The 16,605-nt window shown below is 34.2% G+C and carries 14 protein-coding genes and 1 tRNA gene; 5 read left to right on the plus strand and 10 right to left on the minus strand.

Features of this window, described 5'->3' with window-relative positions:
- The first annotated feature begins 60 nt into the window (after positions 1 to 60).
- Positions 61 to 1,845: a hypothetical protein gene (locus G9H60_RS02305; RefSeq protein WP_223142503.1), complete on the plus strand. Its 1,785-nt coding sequence runs from the start codon at positions 61 to 63 to the stop codon at positions 1,843 to 1,845.
- Here the strand turns inward: G9H60_RS02305 and dapF are convergent.
- Together dapF and G9H60_RS02315 are read right to left on the minus strand one after the other, a co-directional pair.
- Entirely contained in the window at positions 1,832 to 2,605 is a 774-nt protein-coding gene (gene dapF / locus G9H60_RS02310) for a diaminopimelate epimerase (protein WP_223142504.1), read from the minus strand. The genes G9H60_RS02305 and dapF overlap by 14 nt on opposite strands.
- A 212-nt stretch (positions 2,606 to 2,817) precedes the next feature.
- Positions 2,818 to 3,336: a DinB family protein gene (locus G9H60_RS02315; protein WP_223142505.1), complete on the minus strand. Its 519-nt coding sequence runs from the start codon at positions 3,334 to 3,336 to the stop codon at positions 2,818 to 2,820.
- A gap of 74 nt (positions 3,337 to 3,410) precedes the next feature.
- On the opposite strand from G9H60_RS02315, the gene G9H60_RS02320 reads away from it, so the two are divergent.
- Positions 3,411 to 3,484, plus strand: a tRNA-Asp gene (locus tag G9H60_RS02320).
- Between the two features lie 372 nt (positions 3,485 to 3,856).
- Here G9H60_RS02320 and G9H60_RS02325 read toward each other — a convergent pair.
- The 7 genes from G9H60_RS02325 to G9H60_RS02355 form a co-directional block, all read right to left on the minus strand.
- Positions 3,857 to 4,453 (minus strand): hypothetical protein, encoded by a 597-nt coding sequence (locus G9H60_RS02325; RefSeq protein WP_223142506.1) that lies wholly within the window; start codon positions 4,451 to 4,453, stop codon positions 3,857 to 3,859.
- Positions 4,454 to 4,896: 443 nt separating this feature from the next.
- Positions 4,897 to 6,276 carry a hypothetical protein gene (locus tag G9H60_RS02330; protein ID WP_223142507.1) on the minus strand — a complete coding sequence of 460 codons (1,380 nt, stop codon included), beginning with the start codon at positions 6,274 to 6,276 and terminating at the stop codon, positions 4,897 to 4,899.
- Positions 6,277 to 6,576: 300 nt separating this feature from the next.
- Positions 6,577 to 7,842 (minus strand): tyrosine-type recombinase/integrase, encoded by a 1,266-nt coding sequence (locus tag G9H60_RS02335; protein WP_223142508.1) that lies wholly within the window; start codon positions 7,840 to 7,842, stop codon positions 6,577 to 6,579.
- Positions 7,843 to 7,844: 2 nt separating this feature from the next.
- Positions 7,845 to 8,135: a helix-turn-helix domain-containing protein gene (locus G9H60_RS02340; RefSeq protein WP_223142509.1), complete on the minus strand. Its 291-nt coding sequence runs from the start codon at positions 8,133 to 8,135 to the stop codon at positions 7,845 to 7,847.
- 103 nt (positions 8,136 to 8,238) lie between these two features.
- Positions 8,239 to 9,753 carry a DNA methyltransferase gene (locus tag G9H60_RS02345; RefSeq protein WP_223142510.1) on the minus strand — a complete coding sequence of 505 codons (1,515 nt, stop codon included), beginning with the start codon at positions 9,751 to 9,753 and terminating at the stop codon, positions 8,239 to 8,241.
- A gap of 81 nt (positions 9,754 to 9,834) precedes the next feature.
- Positions 9,835 to 10,569: a hypothetical protein gene (locus tag G9H60_RS02350; protein ID WP_223142511.1), complete on the minus strand. Its 735-nt coding sequence runs from the start codon at positions 10,567 to 10,569 to the stop codon at positions 9,835 to 9,837.
- Between the two features lie 131 nt (positions 10,570 to 10,700).
- A complete protein-coding gene (locus G9H60_RS02355) occupies positions 10,701 to 12,308 on the minus strand; it encodes a hypothetical protein (RefSeq protein ID WP_223142512.1) in 1,608 nt (535 codons plus the stop codon).
- 926 nt (positions 12,309 to 13,234) lie between these two features.
- Here G9H60_RS02355 and G9H60_RS02360 point away from each other — a divergent pair.
- The 3 genes from G9H60_RS02360 (at position 13,235) to G9H60_RS02370 (ending at position 15,494) form a co-directional block, all read left to right on the plus strand.
- Positions 13,235 to 13,804, plus strand: coding sequence for a tyrosine-type recombinase/integrase (locus G9H60_RS02360; RefSeq protein ID WP_166233141.1), 570 nt, complete (start codon positions 13,235 to 13,237; stop codon positions 13,802 to 13,804).
- A gap of 218 nt (positions 13,805 to 14,022) precedes the next feature.
- Positions 14,023 to 14,394 carry a hypothetical protein gene (locus G9H60_RS02365; protein ID WP_223142513.1) on the plus strand — a complete coding sequence of 124 codons (372 nt, stop codon included), beginning with the start codon at positions 14,023 to 14,025 and terminating at the stop codon, positions 14,392 to 14,394.
- A 908-nt stretch (positions 14,395 to 15,302) separates the two neighbouring features.
- Positions 15,303 to 15,494: a hypothetical protein gene (locus G9H60_RS02370; RefSeq protein ID WP_223142514.1), complete on the plus strand. Its 192-nt coding sequence runs from the start codon at positions 15,303 to 15,305 to the stop codon at positions 15,492 to 15,494.
- 104 nt (positions 15,495 to 15,598) lie between these two features.
- On the opposite strand, the gene G9H60_RS02375 is transcribed toward G9H60_RS02370, so the two are convergent.
- Positions 15,599 to 16,594 (minus strand): restriction endonuclease, encoded by a 996-nt coding sequence (locus G9H60_RS02375; RefSeq protein ID WP_223142515.1) that lies wholly within the window; start codon positions 16,592 to 16,594, stop codon positions 15,599 to 15,601.
- Between the last annotated feature and the right edge of the window lie 11 nt (positions 16,595 to 16,605).

Genomic DNA, 16,605 nt, shown 5'->3' on the forward strand with positions numbered 1-16,605 from the left:
GGATATACGAACACATTGCCTCTAAATTAGAAAATTTTCGCAAGAATTATAATTGGATTGATGAACTTGTTTAGCCAGCGTCATTTTTATTTTTTTCTTTCTCTGGCTCCTGCCATTTTCTTCTATTTCTTTCTTCTGAAATTTGGAATCAATGCTCCCTTCGCTGATGATTGGAGTGCCATCAATGGCTTCATTATTCGCTTTTTTCATGGAGATGATAGCCTTCTAGAAAAAATAGCATTATTGGCTTCTCAGTGCAATGAACACCGAGAGGGTTATTTGTCCATCGTCAGTTTAATTCAATATGCTATCTTGGGTCAAATCAATTATATGACCTTGAATTTAATTGGTGCAGGCGCCACTTTGGGGGTTCATGTGTTATTGAATGGCTATTTACATCGCTATCAATTGCCTCATTGGTGGATTATTCCTTTGGCTTTTATTTGGTATAATGCAGCCTATTTTCACAATGTTTTTTGGCCAGTTTGTGCCTTGCAGCACAATAGTATCGTGTTTTTCATCCTTTGCGTATTTTATGTGTTGGATGGGAAAGGCAAACAATCGACGCAATTTGCTTGGGCTATTCTCTTGGCTTTTATCGCTGTATTTACCAGTGGAAATGGCTTTTTGTTGTTTGCGGCAGCACTTCCTATCTTAAAAAATTACCACTGGACCTATTGGTTGATTTGGTCAATGGCAGGTATTGCCTTTTTTAGTTTGTACATGTGGGGTTATCAGCATCCATATCAACGGGGACATTTGACAGATAATTTGCACATGTTAGGTTCTATAGTTCAAATATTCTTTGTCTACTTAGGATCTTTTGTGGGCGTGTTTTTTTCTTCAAGTTCAGAGTTTAGAATTCAATTAAGTCAAAGTTTAGGGATAACGGTATTTTTGGGCTGGGGTGTTTTTGTGTTACGCCATATTTATCAAATCATTCGTCAAAAATCTTCTTTGGATTTATTGCTTTCCATTCAATTGTTCATTCTCGCTACAGCATTAATCTATGCAGTAGGACGAGCCAATTTACCCATCGAATATGTTTTTGAGAGTCGATACGCCATCAATAGTACCTTGTTTTTGATGAGTTTGTGTTTGATGACATGGCATGCTTTTCCAGCTATTAAATCGTGGAGAGCATGGGGATTTGTGGGATTTTCCATTCTTTATTTTACGCTATCTTATTGGAATAATTTATTAGCAGTCATCAATTTTACCAGTGCTCAATCGGCGGCAATCATAAAGCATAGCATCCAGCATCGGGAGCATTATTACTTTCGGGATTCTTTAGGTCAAAAGGCTGATTTGGGCGCACCTGATTTGAAAGAATTGGCGCAATTAGCTGGACCAATTGTTGATTTTACCGCGGAATTGCCTGCTTCTGTCAAATATGCCAACGATGTTGTTTCTTTAACGTTCAAAAAAGGATTTTTTGCTTTGGATGGACGCGAAGCAAAATTAGAGAAGGACTTCCAAGCAGATGTTGCCTCTTTACCCCAGGCTCCCAAGGGGAAAGATGTATTGAAGTTTAGCCTTGAAAAAAATGGATTAACCTATTCAGGAGAAAAGACTCGAGTACGAATGTCGCACGGCTCAGATGGGATGTATGCCATCTTTGAAAATGCTAAAAAAGAGAATTGGGTATTCAGTTTGTATTTTATGGAGCTGGATCGAGCCCGACAAATCAAGTTTCACGATGCCATTTATGTCAGGAAAGCAGAAGGGATTTTACCCTTTATTTACTTGCCTGATGGTGATTATCGAGTGAAAATTATGCGGGTAGAAGATAATCAAACTAGTTTAGTAGGTATTTTACCACATATTCCAGTTAGAGGGATGTAATTTCTCCTTCAAACACCCGAAGGGCTGGTCCAATTAAATAGACATCATAAAAGCCAGTTTGGGCATTTCCTTTAAACTCAATGGATAGATTTCCACCGATGGTTTGAATAGCCACTGGACTTGTTAAACCGTGGATGGCATTGGCTACCAAAGCGGCGGCAGTTACCCCAGTTCCGCACGAATAGGTTTCATCTTCAACCCCACGCTCGTAAGTACGCACAAAGAGACCTTGATTGACTAATTCTACGAAATTGACATTGGTGCCACCCCGACTTTTAAACGTTTCGGAATAGCGAATTTCTGCTCCAACGTTTTTGACATCTTCAGCTTGCACGGCAGAACTAAAACGAACCAAATGGGGTGAACCAGTTTGGGCAAAATAATCAGAAGAAACGGCTTCTATCTCTGACACATTTTGCATGTGTAAGGAAATTTTATCAGGGTCAATGTGGGCTTGATGCTCCCCATCGATGGCAATGAAGGTGGTGAAATTTTCCACAAGGCCTAAGTCGGCAGCAAAACGTACTAGGCAGCGTCCGCCATTTCCGCACATGCTTCCTTCTGTTCCATCTGAATTATAATAAACCATTCTGAAATCATATCCTTCAGCTTTTTGAAGCAGCATAAGTCCATCTGCACCAATGCCAAAACGGCGGTGACATAAATGGGCAATCTCCTTCTGACCGAGCTGGAATGTCCCTGCTCGATCATCAATGATGACAAAATCATTTCCAGTTCCTTGGTATTTGTAGAATTTCATGGGGGCAAAGATAGGAAATATAGTGTTTAGATATTAGTTATTAGGGTTTAGTTATTAGTTATTAGGGTTCAGTTATTAGTTTTATTAGAATGGTTTTAATTTTTTCTTGATCGTTAAGTCTATGCTTAATTTCGATAATTAATTCATAGAAAAACCCGTTGCTTGATAGGACTAAAGAATCATATAACTAATAAATAACTAAAACCTAATCACTATAAACCATACCGCTCCTTCAAAATCCCCAGATGATGCTTTTCATGGCCCGCAATCATCCACGAAATGGCGCGCACAGATACAGAATTGCCGTTGGCTGTACCTATGGTATTCCATTGTTCTGGAGAAAAGGATTGCAACAAGGCGGTGGTAGCTTGACGGGTTAAAAGGTATTGTTGCAGGATTAGTTCAGGATTTTGGTTTTCATAATGGGCATTTTCTAGGTAGGTATTTTCATCAAAGCCGGGAAGGGATTGTTGTTCACCCCGACTGATGCATAAAGTTCGGTAAGATAAGATGCGTTCGGTATCTATCAGGTGGCCAAGGAGCTGTTGCAAAGTCCATTTTCCTGGAGCATAGGCATAAGTCCACTGCTCTGGACTCAGATTTTGGTAGAGCGATTGAATTATTTTTGATTGATTATCGAGTACGTCAAATAGGTTTTCTGTCGACTCAAAATTCAGATATTCAGCGAAGTAGCGAGTTTTCGGGTATTCATAGGAGGCGGGAGGGAACATATTTTTTAGGTTTTTTTTGCTTTGGCATTTGTTTGAAAGGATAAATTAGCTAATTTTGTGCCACATTACAAGACGGTCCGGTAGTTCAGTTGGTTAGAATACATGCCTGTCACGCATGGGGTCGCGGGTTCGAGTCCCGTCCGGACCGCTGAAATAAAGTTAAGTCCCTGATAATCAGGGACTTTTTTTATGCCTGGTGCTAAATGGGGTGCTACAAATTGGATTTCACCTTGAATCCTTACCTCAAAAACACATTCCCCACAGCTAACATTCCATCCACATCAGCCTCAATTTTGATGTATTTTTGAAGGGTCGGCAAATCTTTGAATGGTACTTTTGATTAATATTTTGGGGAGATTTTATTGTTTTATTTTGCTGATCGTTCAGGAAATAAGGTAATCAATTTTAACCGTATCTTACTTAGTCGTTAGGTTGAGAATCTTTAGAGAATAGAACTTTCTTTAATTTGGAGGAAGTATGGATAACCCTTTACCAAAATATTACTTATGATTACAATCATTTATTCTATTTGTCCTTGATCGCATATTAATTTAAATCTTGGTGGATTTTGATAATTTTTCTTTAGCGAACCCCGAAATTTGTTAACATAATCACTTTCTAAATTGAGATTTATACCATTTCTAATTTCAGATGGGCTAATGTTAATAATTGGAATAATTAATAAACATTCATTGTTAATTGAAAATAAAATGTTGGTCAATTCCAAGTTTAGAGAATTAATTTCAATGTTTTCACTTTCCAACTTATCTGTATTGAATAAAATTGTCACTTGTGGTTTTTTCGAAAATTCAGATAGGTTAGTTTCAGAGAATTGTGCATAGTCCAAAATGTCCAATTGTGCTGCATTTGACTTTTCTTTGTTCTTGGATTCCAATTTATTATTTTGGTTGAAAACTGTATTAGAAAGTAACATCAGGAAGAGAAATCCAAAGTAAATTGAAGAAACTTGTTTGATTTTGACTTTATTATTTTTGAAAATGTTGTAAAAAAATATGTAAAAGGCCAATGACAAAGTAAGAACTGTAATCAGTATGAAATTCTTTTTTAGGAGATATAATGTAATAAAATCATTAATTGAATTATCTAAATACAACATTTTTTAATGTTTTAAATCTTAGCCTTTAATGATACTATAAGAAAAATTGACCTGATATAAAATACAGAGACCCCACTATGAGTAGGGTCTGTACAGATTACTGTGTTCTAAATTATATATATATATAGTCTTAAATTTGAATCCGATAATCTCAATCATTTTTAAATTTCAAGTGAGATTATGATTTCTTTGGTATTGCTGAAAATTTTATTTTCAACAAGTTTGTTCAGCAAATCATGATACAAAGCACCATATTTAATTTTGCACTTTGAAGTGTAATTATGTATAATACATATTTTACACACGAATACCTGTAGTAAATAATGCGAGTTCACTTTTGGAAGATTGGAAAGTAATTAATGAGATAAGGTAGCTAATGAGTATTTATTAACTTTTTACTTGACCTTACTTTTATATGTTAATGATTGAAGAAAAAAAGTTACTCAAATAAGATTATTTTTAAGGGCAAATTCAATAGCTTCTTGCTTTAGCCCGTATTTGATAAATCTTTTATCGTCTTCTAAGCTAATTCTTAATATTGCACTTTTTATTTCAGCATTTTCAAGGAAAAAATCATTCATGGTACATATAAAGTGACTCCTGTATTGCCTTTGAGTATCATAGGCTTTTTTGTTAATGTTGAGCAAATTTGACAATTCATCTGTTGTTAAGTAATTTTCCAAACCATTCTCTTTGAAATGCATAATAAATAGTCTCCCACCTTTAGGTAACTTTTTTTGATATTTTTGTGTAAATAATTTGTTTAATCGTATATCTGAATTATAAAATCTCCATAATGGCTTTAATAAAATAATTACTGCTATTAGGCCAATAATTGAATAGATAAAGAGCTCGCTATTTCCAGTTTGGACGGAGTTATAGAGTTTACCAATTGAAACAGCATTCTTTTTAATATCTTCAAGCTTCAAGGAATCTGTTATAGTTGATTCAAATTGTTTACTATTCTTTTGGGTTACAGAATAAGCCCAACCATTTTCACAATATATTTTTGAATTTGAATTGAAAAAATTCTTTTTTGTACCTGTGTATTTAAATATTTCATTTTTTTGTGGGTCCGCAAAATATCCTTGTAATGGGTCATTAAACAATAGGAGGTCATCCAACAATATAAAATTGTAACTATCCAAACCTAAATTTTCGAAGACCGAATGGTTGATATTTCCTTTTTTTAGCCACCTTCGGGTATTTAGATTAAATAAATACAATTCAAATAATTTGGAACTATTTGATAAATGTTCTTCTGTATTAACAATTGATATAATTTCGTTTTTGTTCTTCATCAAGCCAGCATTTTCAGAAGTAATTCCAAATAATGGTTTAACATGCTCATTCCCTACTAAAGACCATTCCTTGGTTTGAAAATCAAAGAATGTTAAAATATTGTTTGTTAACCAAAACCCATTTCCACCCAAACTAAATATGGTGTCATTTCGGATGAATTGAAGAGCATTGAAATTATAACCACGATAGAATGTTTCATCTATTCGAGTAAATGACTTTGATTTTTTGTCTAAGATATAGACTTGGCTAGTACCGGGAACTGAAAATAAATATTTTCCTGAGAAGTTAAATTTGCGAGACATACATGATTTTGGCATATCCCTTAAATTGATGTTTGAAAATGTTAGTTTCTCAATTTTTAACCACACCCCTTTATAATTTTTTCTCTCCCATACTCTTGTATTTATATTAATTCGTTCGTATTCTTTTGATTTAGTATTAAACCATTCAAAGTTGGTGGAACTGGCTAAAATAGGTGTAAAGCAGAGTAAAAATGTAAATTTTATACATAATTTAGACATAATAATAGTATCTATTTCTTGAACATTTCAAATGTATATTGGTCAATTATAGAACTACTAATTTTAAATTATGAATTCATGTAATATATGTAATTACTATATATATATACATGTTGTTCAGGTAATTGTAAATTTTAAGGGGCCTTTAGTTACAAATGATAGATTTCAAAACAATGTTTAATTTTTCACCCGAAAGTTATGTTTGACATCTATTTAATCAGATTAGGGTTAAATCAATTTTCATTACGAAGAGGCACTAAAATTCAATCGGAACCTTCCAATTTGATATAAACCCAATTCTCACCTCAATAACCCATTCCCCACAGCCAACATACCATCCACATCTGCCTCACTTTTGATGTATTTTTGAAGGGTCGTCAACTTCTTGTGACCTGTGATTTTCATCACCTGATGATAGGGGAGACCAGCATCCACCAAAAGTGTAGCTAAGGTTCTTCTGGCCGTGTGAATTACAATCATTTGGTATTTTTTCTTGTATTCACGGACTTTTTTACCACCTTTTGTCGATTTCTTCTCAACCGTAATTCTCATGGATGGAATGAGTTGACAGATGTTTTTAATCTCTTCTAAGATGATGGTATCACTATACGGGTCAGGGAAGTTATAATCGTATTTTTCTCCAAGTCTCCTCAACGTCTCGAATGCCGGTACCTGACAAGTTTCACCAGTCTTTTCCGCTCTAAAGGTGTAAACCTTGGTGGTTGGATTGATTACCTTGACCAAGTTCTTTAAGTCACTCTTACGGACTCCTGACCATAAGTACAAGAGGTATTGGTCTCTAATTCTATCATAATATGGATTGTCAGAAAAATCCAGCTCTTCTAAGTCATTTAATTCCTGTTTGGTAAACACAACCACATCTGAATCCTCTGTGTATAGTACCTTTTTGAACTTCTTGAAGGGATTGAATGGTATTAAACCTTCATTTACTCCAATTTGGAGGAAGGCCTTAAGTACCTTCAAGCGGTTATGTATTGTGTTCAATGACATTTGCCGGTCCTCAGTTAAAAAGTGTTCATATTCCTCAATAATGTCCATCTTCAACCATTCCTCCAAATAGTAGTGCTTCTTTCCTTTTATCTCTTGAAATTTTTTCAATGACAAAATCAATGAGTTATACGATTGAATCGTAGAATGACTAAATTCTTTACCCTTGTTAAGTTCTTTTCCTGTTATTCTTCTAAGAGTTATTCGTTCAACCAAATCCAATAGTTTAACCTTGTTTGGTTTTTCGAAGTACTCTTCATTAGTCATGTTAGACCCTAAAAACTCAAGATATACCTCTTGGGTCGGATAGGTACTAAATGATTGATAATAAAGAGAATAAAAGGTTGCAGTAAGGTCTCTTAACCGATTCAGTCTATTCTGAATTTGACTATTCGCTTGTTTTCCTTTACCAGTCTTCATCTGTCCCATGCCCCATTCTGAGATATCAATCTTACTGTTTGCCACAGTGAAACTGAATCTCCTTTGTCCCTTGGGTTGAACACAGCACCGAATGGACCCTGTTTTCGACTTCTTGTTTCTGATATAAAATGATACCATGGTTAATTGTAATAATTTCGATTATACTTTGATGGAATTCTTTCCAAATCACTTTCAAGGACTAAAATCTTATGTCCAATACCTCTATTGGGAATTAGACCCCGCTTGATGTACTCACTAATTGTATTTTTTGATACACCAATTTTTTGACCAGCCTCTTCACGAGTCAGGATTCTTGGAGGAGTTCGTAATTTCTCCTCCAAGACTGCAAACTCACTTTTCACGATATCTCTAAGTAGAGAATCCAAATCCTCACCATCGATGACATACATCGGTTTTTGTTCTTTTTTCATGTCATTTAATTTTTGAGAGTGCCAAATGTACTGCCCACATTTGAATAGCACCGCTTGTTCTTAGTTTTTTTCAGGAATTTTGGATACCAATATTTGATTGAAATTAGGCAGCCAGTTGTATTTCATCATTTGATGTGTCATCCCCAAGAACCATACTCATCCTCTTTCGACAGAATTCCACGGATTCAATATCTATATCTACTCCTAAACTATTGAGTCCATTTTGTGAAAATACTTCAAGCCCCTGCCCAGCTCCACAGTGGATGTCGATTGCAGTCATCCCAGGTAATGTATATGACTCGACTATTGTCTGATAAACCTCCATTGGACATGGTGCATCATGGGTAAAGTTGGGGTCATATTTTTTATATTCATTTGGATTACATACTGGTGTTTCAATGACATTAGTAATTACCCTTTCCTCATCTTGTAGAAATACTCGTATTCCACCATTTTTTGATTTATGACTATTTTTTATTCCCTTTTTACCATCCTTAGTCGGTGTCATTTTTGGATTAAAAACATGGTTTCCCCCTTTCAGTTTACAAATGAAAACGGTCTCATCTGCTGGTCTGAAAAACCCATCAACTTTGGAAGGGGTTGGGTTCTCCTTAATCCATGGACATTTACCAATGATATCTAGTCGTTCCTCCAACATTAATTCATATCGAGCCAAAACACTTTTGAATCCACCTTGATAACTCTCACCAATTACAATAGCAATCACTCCATTCTCGTCCATAATATCTATGAGTGACATGATGAATTTTCTACAATTATTTATGTAATCTTCAACAGTAGGTTCTTGACCATACTTCATTTCACCTTGATTTCTGTAAAGTTTCATCATCCAGTACGGGGGACTGAACATGGCAAAATTTGGTCTATACTTTTTCAGGTTTAAAAGGTCATCTGAACTTTGGTGAAAGATTTTGGACCAAACGGCTTGATTTGATATTTCATTTTTTCTCCACTCTTTGAACAAGTTTTTTTCTTGGATTTTCTTGTCTTTTTTTACGAGTCTATGTGCGGCATCGAGTGAAAACAAATTATTGTCCAATCCTTCGATTAATCCCAAACTGTCATCATCTTTCTCTTCATGCCAATGGATATCCATTAATTTTCGTAACGATGAACCCTTAATAGGTAAGTCAAGCAGATGACATGTGAGCTCAAATCTATCCTTACCCACTAATCCATGATGATCTTCATTATCAAAATCCTCGAACCCCAACAACTCTTTCTTTTTTCCTTGGGTCTTGCCAACTAATTCCAACATGTGTTCTGCATACTTTACCATCTCGGAGTATGACATTTTCGCCCGTTGATTACTAGTTAATCTGAATTTTACTACATCTTCTTTAGAGATATTAATAGGTAAACATCGAAGGGTTTTATGACCTAATTTTTTAGCAATTTCTAAACGGACAATGCCGTCAACAACGTAGAAAATGCCATCTTCAAAGTTTCCTAATATGGGTGTAACCTGACCAAATCGTTTCATGGTATATTCGATGTGGTCCATTTTCTTCTCCTTGTTTAATAAGGGAATCTCAGTGTGAGGTATAATATTCTCTATTGGAATATCAACTTCTTGTGGATTTAATGTTATCATCATTTTAGTTTAATTTTAAAAGTTGGTAAATAAAATTACCAACCAAGTTTGTTGATTAAAAAACGGACACTCATCCGTTAGTTTTTATTTTTCTATTATTGGTGAATAATATGGTACTAAAAATTCTTTTTCAGGTTTATTGAGGTAGGTTTGAAAATACATATCCCATAGCTCAAATCTTAAAGCCGTTTTAATAAATTCTTTCTTGTCTGTTAATTTAAATTCGAATACCCAGGTCTTTCCATCAACAGAAGCAACATGGTCCGCTCTTAATGATCTGGCAAAAGATTGTTTCAATTTCCAATCAGTAGATTGTTGTGCCTCAGTTGTAAAATAATCATTTATAACCTTCTTCATTGAAAATTCTAAACCTAATTCTCCTTTTTGACCAAATGTCTTCGACACCTTAATAAACTTCAATCCATCGTCACCAATCCAATTTAGTTTTACAAGGTCATATTCATCACCATTAGACTTTTTGGTTATGGTTGGGTAGAAATCGGGTTCGATAACCATGATTAATCGTTTGAGTCTAGTTTTTTTAGCTTCTATAAGAAGATATATATCCTCTGGTGTTAATGCGGATTCTTTATTTTTAAAATGAAGTTTTGTTGTATAGAAATTCAACACATCTTTAACCAAAATATCTCTCTCGGCAAATATCTTTTTTCTAAAGCCGTCCAATATGTTAGCTGAGAATTTACCGGCTTCATATTTTTCCATAATTTCCTTTATACTCAATCCTTCAATTTCATCAGCAGGAAATGATACGAACGACTTTCCATTTTTGAAGTCTAAATTTTCCAATTTGGCAACCAACGTTTAAAGGTCTGAGTTTTTCATGTTCTACTAATTTTTTACAAATGTAGAAGAAAATATTTTTCATACAAAATATTTTGTCAACTTTTTTATCTTCGTGTAATTTACACGAAGTTGAAATGGTCTAAATTTCAATCAGAACCACTTTTTTGATTTATAGGAGGTTTAAAATAATTCTTACATCGGTCAATATTGGATTGAAACACCATTCGTTTTTTCTTTTCAAATTGTTTTTTGTTGGTAATCCATTTGACCTTCTTCCAGCACTTATCAATATCTTGCTGGGTCGGGTTTACTTCGATTCTGGGACACTCTCTCTTCACACCCGGCACAATACCCGTTAATCGTTTTCCTTCGTTTATAATCAATTCTTTCAATGGGTCCACGAATTCTTCAAACGTATACAGACCATCATGTATGGTGAATAATGGTGCTTGGGGATATTCCTGATTAAATCGTCTTGAGACCTTGTTCAACATGAAGTAACTCTCTGTTCGTTGAAGGATATAGGATAATTCTTTTCCACCAATGGTTTCATGTGAATATTCCAACCATTTATTAACACCGGGAAAACATTCATTCATGTATCGAACCATTGGATTATTATTCCTCTGTTTTTTGTCTCCATCGAATAGAATGTACATGGTACTCTTCTTGAAGGATTCTCTTTGACTTTGAAGTTCCTCGGGAGTCATATCCATATCAGAATATTTCTTTACCACGTAGGCATAATAGTCATCTTCAAATGGTAACTCTTGATATTCCTTGATACTCCTTAATTCTTTTGTATTGAAAAAAAGGCACCACATAAATGAAGAATATTCTTTATCTATTCCTTTGTTATTATTTATGTAATAATTAATGATTTGATTATTATTTCCAGTATTACTAGAATTAACATTTATTAGATTATTACTAGATGTACCGGTACTAGTAACTACATTATCTAAAGAGGTATAACCAGTACCAGTAACTACATAATCAGATGATGTATAACCAGTAGAACTAACTGGTATATCATTACCAGTATTCCAGAACTCATCCAACATTCCTCTATTATATAATCTGTCATACATTTCTGGATATATGGTCTTCAGATTATAACCATCCCCAGTAGCTTTAATGAATTCATCATTCATTACAGTTGCTAGTAAATAAGGTGCGGATGACTTAACATCCAGTCCAACCAGTGGTCTTCCATTACATAGAATGAATGGTCTAAGTATTTTAGGTAAATGAGTATAGACAGAATTTAACCGGTGATTCTTACCAGATACCATAGGATTTAAATCACCTGTATCCACTTTATTAATCAGATATAACCATCTTCCAATTAGATTTTGTATTACCTTGATTTGGTATGGATTGTTATTGATTACCCGGCTCATTAATACATGATACATATTGGTAACATAGACATATACCAAAGGATTAAAGGATAATTGGTACTGGGTGAACTGGTTTATTAGAAAATCATACTTTTTCATCATATCCATACCATCCTTGTAGTTGGATTGGTATTTCATGATTTTAGCAACCATTTTAGAGTCCTCAGGTAATGATTTGTATTCAATTTCACCAGTGTTATACTTATCGGCTAACCAGAAACTCATACATTTCCCATTGACCTGATATGAGTCATCAGTTAGGATTACCGGGTCATTTGTATCCATAAGAATATCCCTAGCCTCGTAATATTCCCGTGTACCAAGAATCTGTTTCATTTGGTCTGAACTCATGAACCTACGGTATTGATTGTTCTTATAGAACTCATAGTTCTCGTTATGTATCACAACACGTGATAGAATGTAATAGATTCTGTATTTCAGGTTATGGGATTTGGTTTTAGATAGATTTAACCTTGAAATAATAGATTTTACATCCACAGATGTGGGAACGGTTAATCTTATACGATGATTTCCAATTTTTGTACTTTTTGACATGTAATAAAAAATCCCTCATTATTTCACCGGTAGTGGACGGTTACTTTAATGAGGGGGACACTCAAACTCTTTATGGTATCAATCAGCACCACTACATACTAATTCTTACCTTTTAAAAATATATCGAAAATGGGTCAGAACGAGAAATTTCCAATGCTAAGGAATTGCTAAGAAATCAAAACTCACTTCCTTTAATTTAAAGGAGGTTTTTGTCGTAAGACAGAAGTACATGATTTCAAATCATTTTTTAAAAAACGATGTACCGGATATCCAACTAACAATACTGGGAACCCAAATACATAGTTGAGAACCAGTGAATGATTTGTCGTAAAATAATGGGTGAGATATTGACCTGTTCGTGAAGTGTGACCAGTTCGTTTATAAAATGATAAAATCGGGATATTTATAGTTAAAGAAATACCATGAAATCATTGAAATCAAAACCACTTCGTTCAAATAAAAGTATGAAAGTAATCATCACCGAAAACCAGTTGGAACGATTGTTAGATAGTTACATTTCTATATTAGAGGAGAGCCGGTACACAAAGATGTATTCAATCAAAAAAGTATAGAAAAACGAGGAGTTCCCTTTTGTACAAAAATGGCACCACAGCACAAAAACATCGATTAAACCTCAATTTCAAGGATTTTGAAAAATAATTCATCATTAGCTTGACCAGTAGTTCCAAAAGCGGTAGCCTAGCGCTAAAAAAGGAACTATTATGACAACCAAAATCAAAACATCCGAACACTTAGAGGAACACGAACTCAACAAACTTTTGAAGTATCTCTATCAGAATGAACAATGGACATATTACTTATTTGTTCGACTTGGTGTATCCACCGCATTAAGGTATTCTGACCTATCAAAAATCACATGGTCCATGGTATTACATCAAGACAGATTTATCATCAAGGAGAAGAAAACGGGCAAGGTTAGAGAGATACCAATCCAACCCGAACTCTCTGAGAAGATTAATATGGTATATGAAAAAATGGACAGACCCAGTCAATCCGATTATTTGATACCATTACATATTAGAACCATCAATAAACAGATTAAACTTCATGCTAAGAGAGCTGGTTTAAAGAAGGTACATCTTTCAAGTCATAGTCTAAGAAAGACATTTGGAAGAGAGGTCTATCGTAGGAATGGAGAAAGTGAATCCTCCTTGGTGAAACTTTCATTATTATTCAATCACTCAAGTACAGCAATCACTCGTGTCTATTTATCAATTACCAAAGAAGAAGTTCAAAATCTGTATCAAATGCAAGACCTTTTTGTTTATTAGAGATTAGGCTGAGATTTCATATTGGGATACGGCCGATCATGAAAATAATTTAACCGGGAATATCACAGATTTAACAACCTTTCTATAATTTAACATCAGAGGTTTTTAGGTGAGCCAAAATCATACCATGGGTCCACAATTAAAGAAAATCAATACATTAAATATGTTTTATAATCATCAATAATACGTTTAATTTATCTTCAAATCTGAAAAAACTTATGTCATACTTAGAAGATATTAAAAAATTGAAAGAGGAACTTAACATTATTAAGTCTAAACTAGATGATTTAGAGTTAAGGCAAAATCGATTCATAAATAATCATGCAATTATTGAAAAGGAAGATTTTTCCAACTTGGAAATTAAACACCAAGAAAACGGCCAAATATTATTTCATTATAAAAACTGCTCCTTTTTGGAGGAGGAAAATTCCGAGTTACATAAAGGATTATTAAATGGGTCACTCAATTATATTGTTTTAAACAAGTTGCCAAATTCTTTAACATGGCAACATAGGTATTCTATTTCTCACAAATCGTTATCTCCAACCGAGGCTGCAATCATATTGAATTTCACAATTAACAATAGATAAAATTTTTAATCACCAAAGAGGAAGTTCAAAATCTGTATCAAATGAAGGACCTTTTTGTTTATTAGGTTCAACTAAAAGATTTCAAATTCAGATCCGGCCGATCACCAATTAAACAATACCGGGAAAACAATCCAATATAAAGATTCCCGGTAATATAAGTTTTGGATCAGGGTCCTCAGGTGAAGAAAAAATCCTCCTAAAATTCTTTGGTGGACATATTGAAAGGAATCCCGGTAATATTTGACTTGCCGGCAGATCGTCTGAAGATGATCCCCGTACAGGTGGTGGGTGCAGGGAGGAAGTGCCGGGAGGAGCGGTATCCCAAATTGCTTTAAGCCAATTTAACCTTATAAAGTGGGTGATAATCAAATAGTCGAAATAAAATCTGCCGGAAATTTTCACTCAACATGGGTATCCCCCAAAATACCTAAAGAATCAAATGAAATGGGGAAATCCGTTTTAAAAATTCCAGCAAAATTTTTAGAAATCAAGACCTCAAGGATTTATATATATGACCTCAAGAACATTAGGACCTTCATTCAGACCCAGCTTTGTTTAATCTATAATATGAAAATTAAGAAAATTCGGACTTCCTGTAATTTGAAGGAAGTTGTGGTAACCAAAAACATTATAAATCCCAACCACTATAATCCACATCCTTTTCAACGAATCTGCACAAGTAATGGGTGGTTTGTGCTTGTATATGTCTTAGTTTCATGGAAGTAAAATTAAGGTATATAAATCCAAAATAATATTTTGGATACGTTTTTTATTTATAAATATTATTTGTAGATTTATGTGTAGGAAAAATCTCTATTTACGCCAAAACGAATACTTTTGGTATTTTAAATTGAGGGTTTTGTTTTCCTATTTAAATTTTAAGTTCTATAATTATAAATTTTCAAAAAATGCAAAAATTAGAAGCGATTAAACCTGGCCCTAAGCCAAACAAAGTTGATGGTACACCTGACAGAAGACAGCGTGTGACAATTCCCAACAAACCAAATCATCCTCAATTGAAACCCCATGTTCACAAGCCGGGTGATTCGAAAAATTCAGCTTTATTAGTCCTTCAGGTGAACAAGTTCCATCTGAATTAGTAAAGTTTCTATTCACGGAAATTTTGTTGGATAGACTAGCTTTGGAGAGAACCTAAGCTAGTCTATTTTAGTATTTGATTTAATATTTTGAAATGATTTTAAATCTAAATCGGCAATAATGATTTCTTGAACTTCAATTTACCTGCAAGGTCATCATTGTCATCATTGTACATTGAATCAATGATTTTTTCGTATTGCTCAATGAATATTTCTGTGAATCTATTCCCATCTATAAGTTGAATCTGTTCTCTTTCCTTATCAGTTGCACTCTCAATTGCCTTCTTATTAAATGATGAAAGAGTGATAAAACAACCTTTGAAGTCTCTTTTTAGAGCACCTCTAAAGTTTCGAATTTCCTTCTCACCAATGACACCTTTATCATATCGTTTTACTTGAACTTGTAGGTTAATCGATGCTACACCTGATACATCAAGTATTCCCTCAAAGTCAATTCCCCCATCACCAACTTTACCAATTTCCTGAGTGGGCTCAAATCCAAGAGTTCGAAGAAGGTACGAAACTAAGTACTCAAACTCTGTGGCATCTAATTCAAGAAATCTTTTTCGTATAAGTTCAAAATTTGACACCGGTTCTAATCTATAAACATCATTGCTAACTTCACTTTTCTCAATTAGTCTATAATGGACTAATATTTCATCTGCTGATGTAATTTTAAAACATGTCAGAGAGGACCGGAGTGTGTTTTGTAATGGAACAGACAAATTATGTCTATCAATTTTCTCTTTAAACCACTTTACTTTTTTTCTCCAAGCGTAAGGAGAAGAAGAGTCAATTTGGAAATATTGGTCACTCTCTATCGTACCAACGAGTAATTGACTATCTGTGAATGGAGAAACAACTATATCACCAATATTCATTTCATTAACAAAACGATAAATTTGACCCACATTTTGATTGATACTCATGTTAGGGTCATTGGGGTACACTTCCCTATACTTTACTTTCAGAAACTCCTTATCCTGTAAATCCCAACCTTGGGGATCTTCATCAAACCATCCTATTCCAATGTAAGAATTCGATTCGAAAGAACTTGTGTAAAGACCAAAACCAGCTCTAAGTACAAAGACATTTTTTTTCATAGGACAATAAT

Source organism: Aquirufa aurantiipilula, from assembly GCF_019923745.1.
In the GTDB taxonomy this organism is placed as follows: Bacteria; Bacteroidota; Bacteroidia; order Cytophagales; family Spirosomataceae; genus Aquirufa; species Aquirufa aurantiipilula.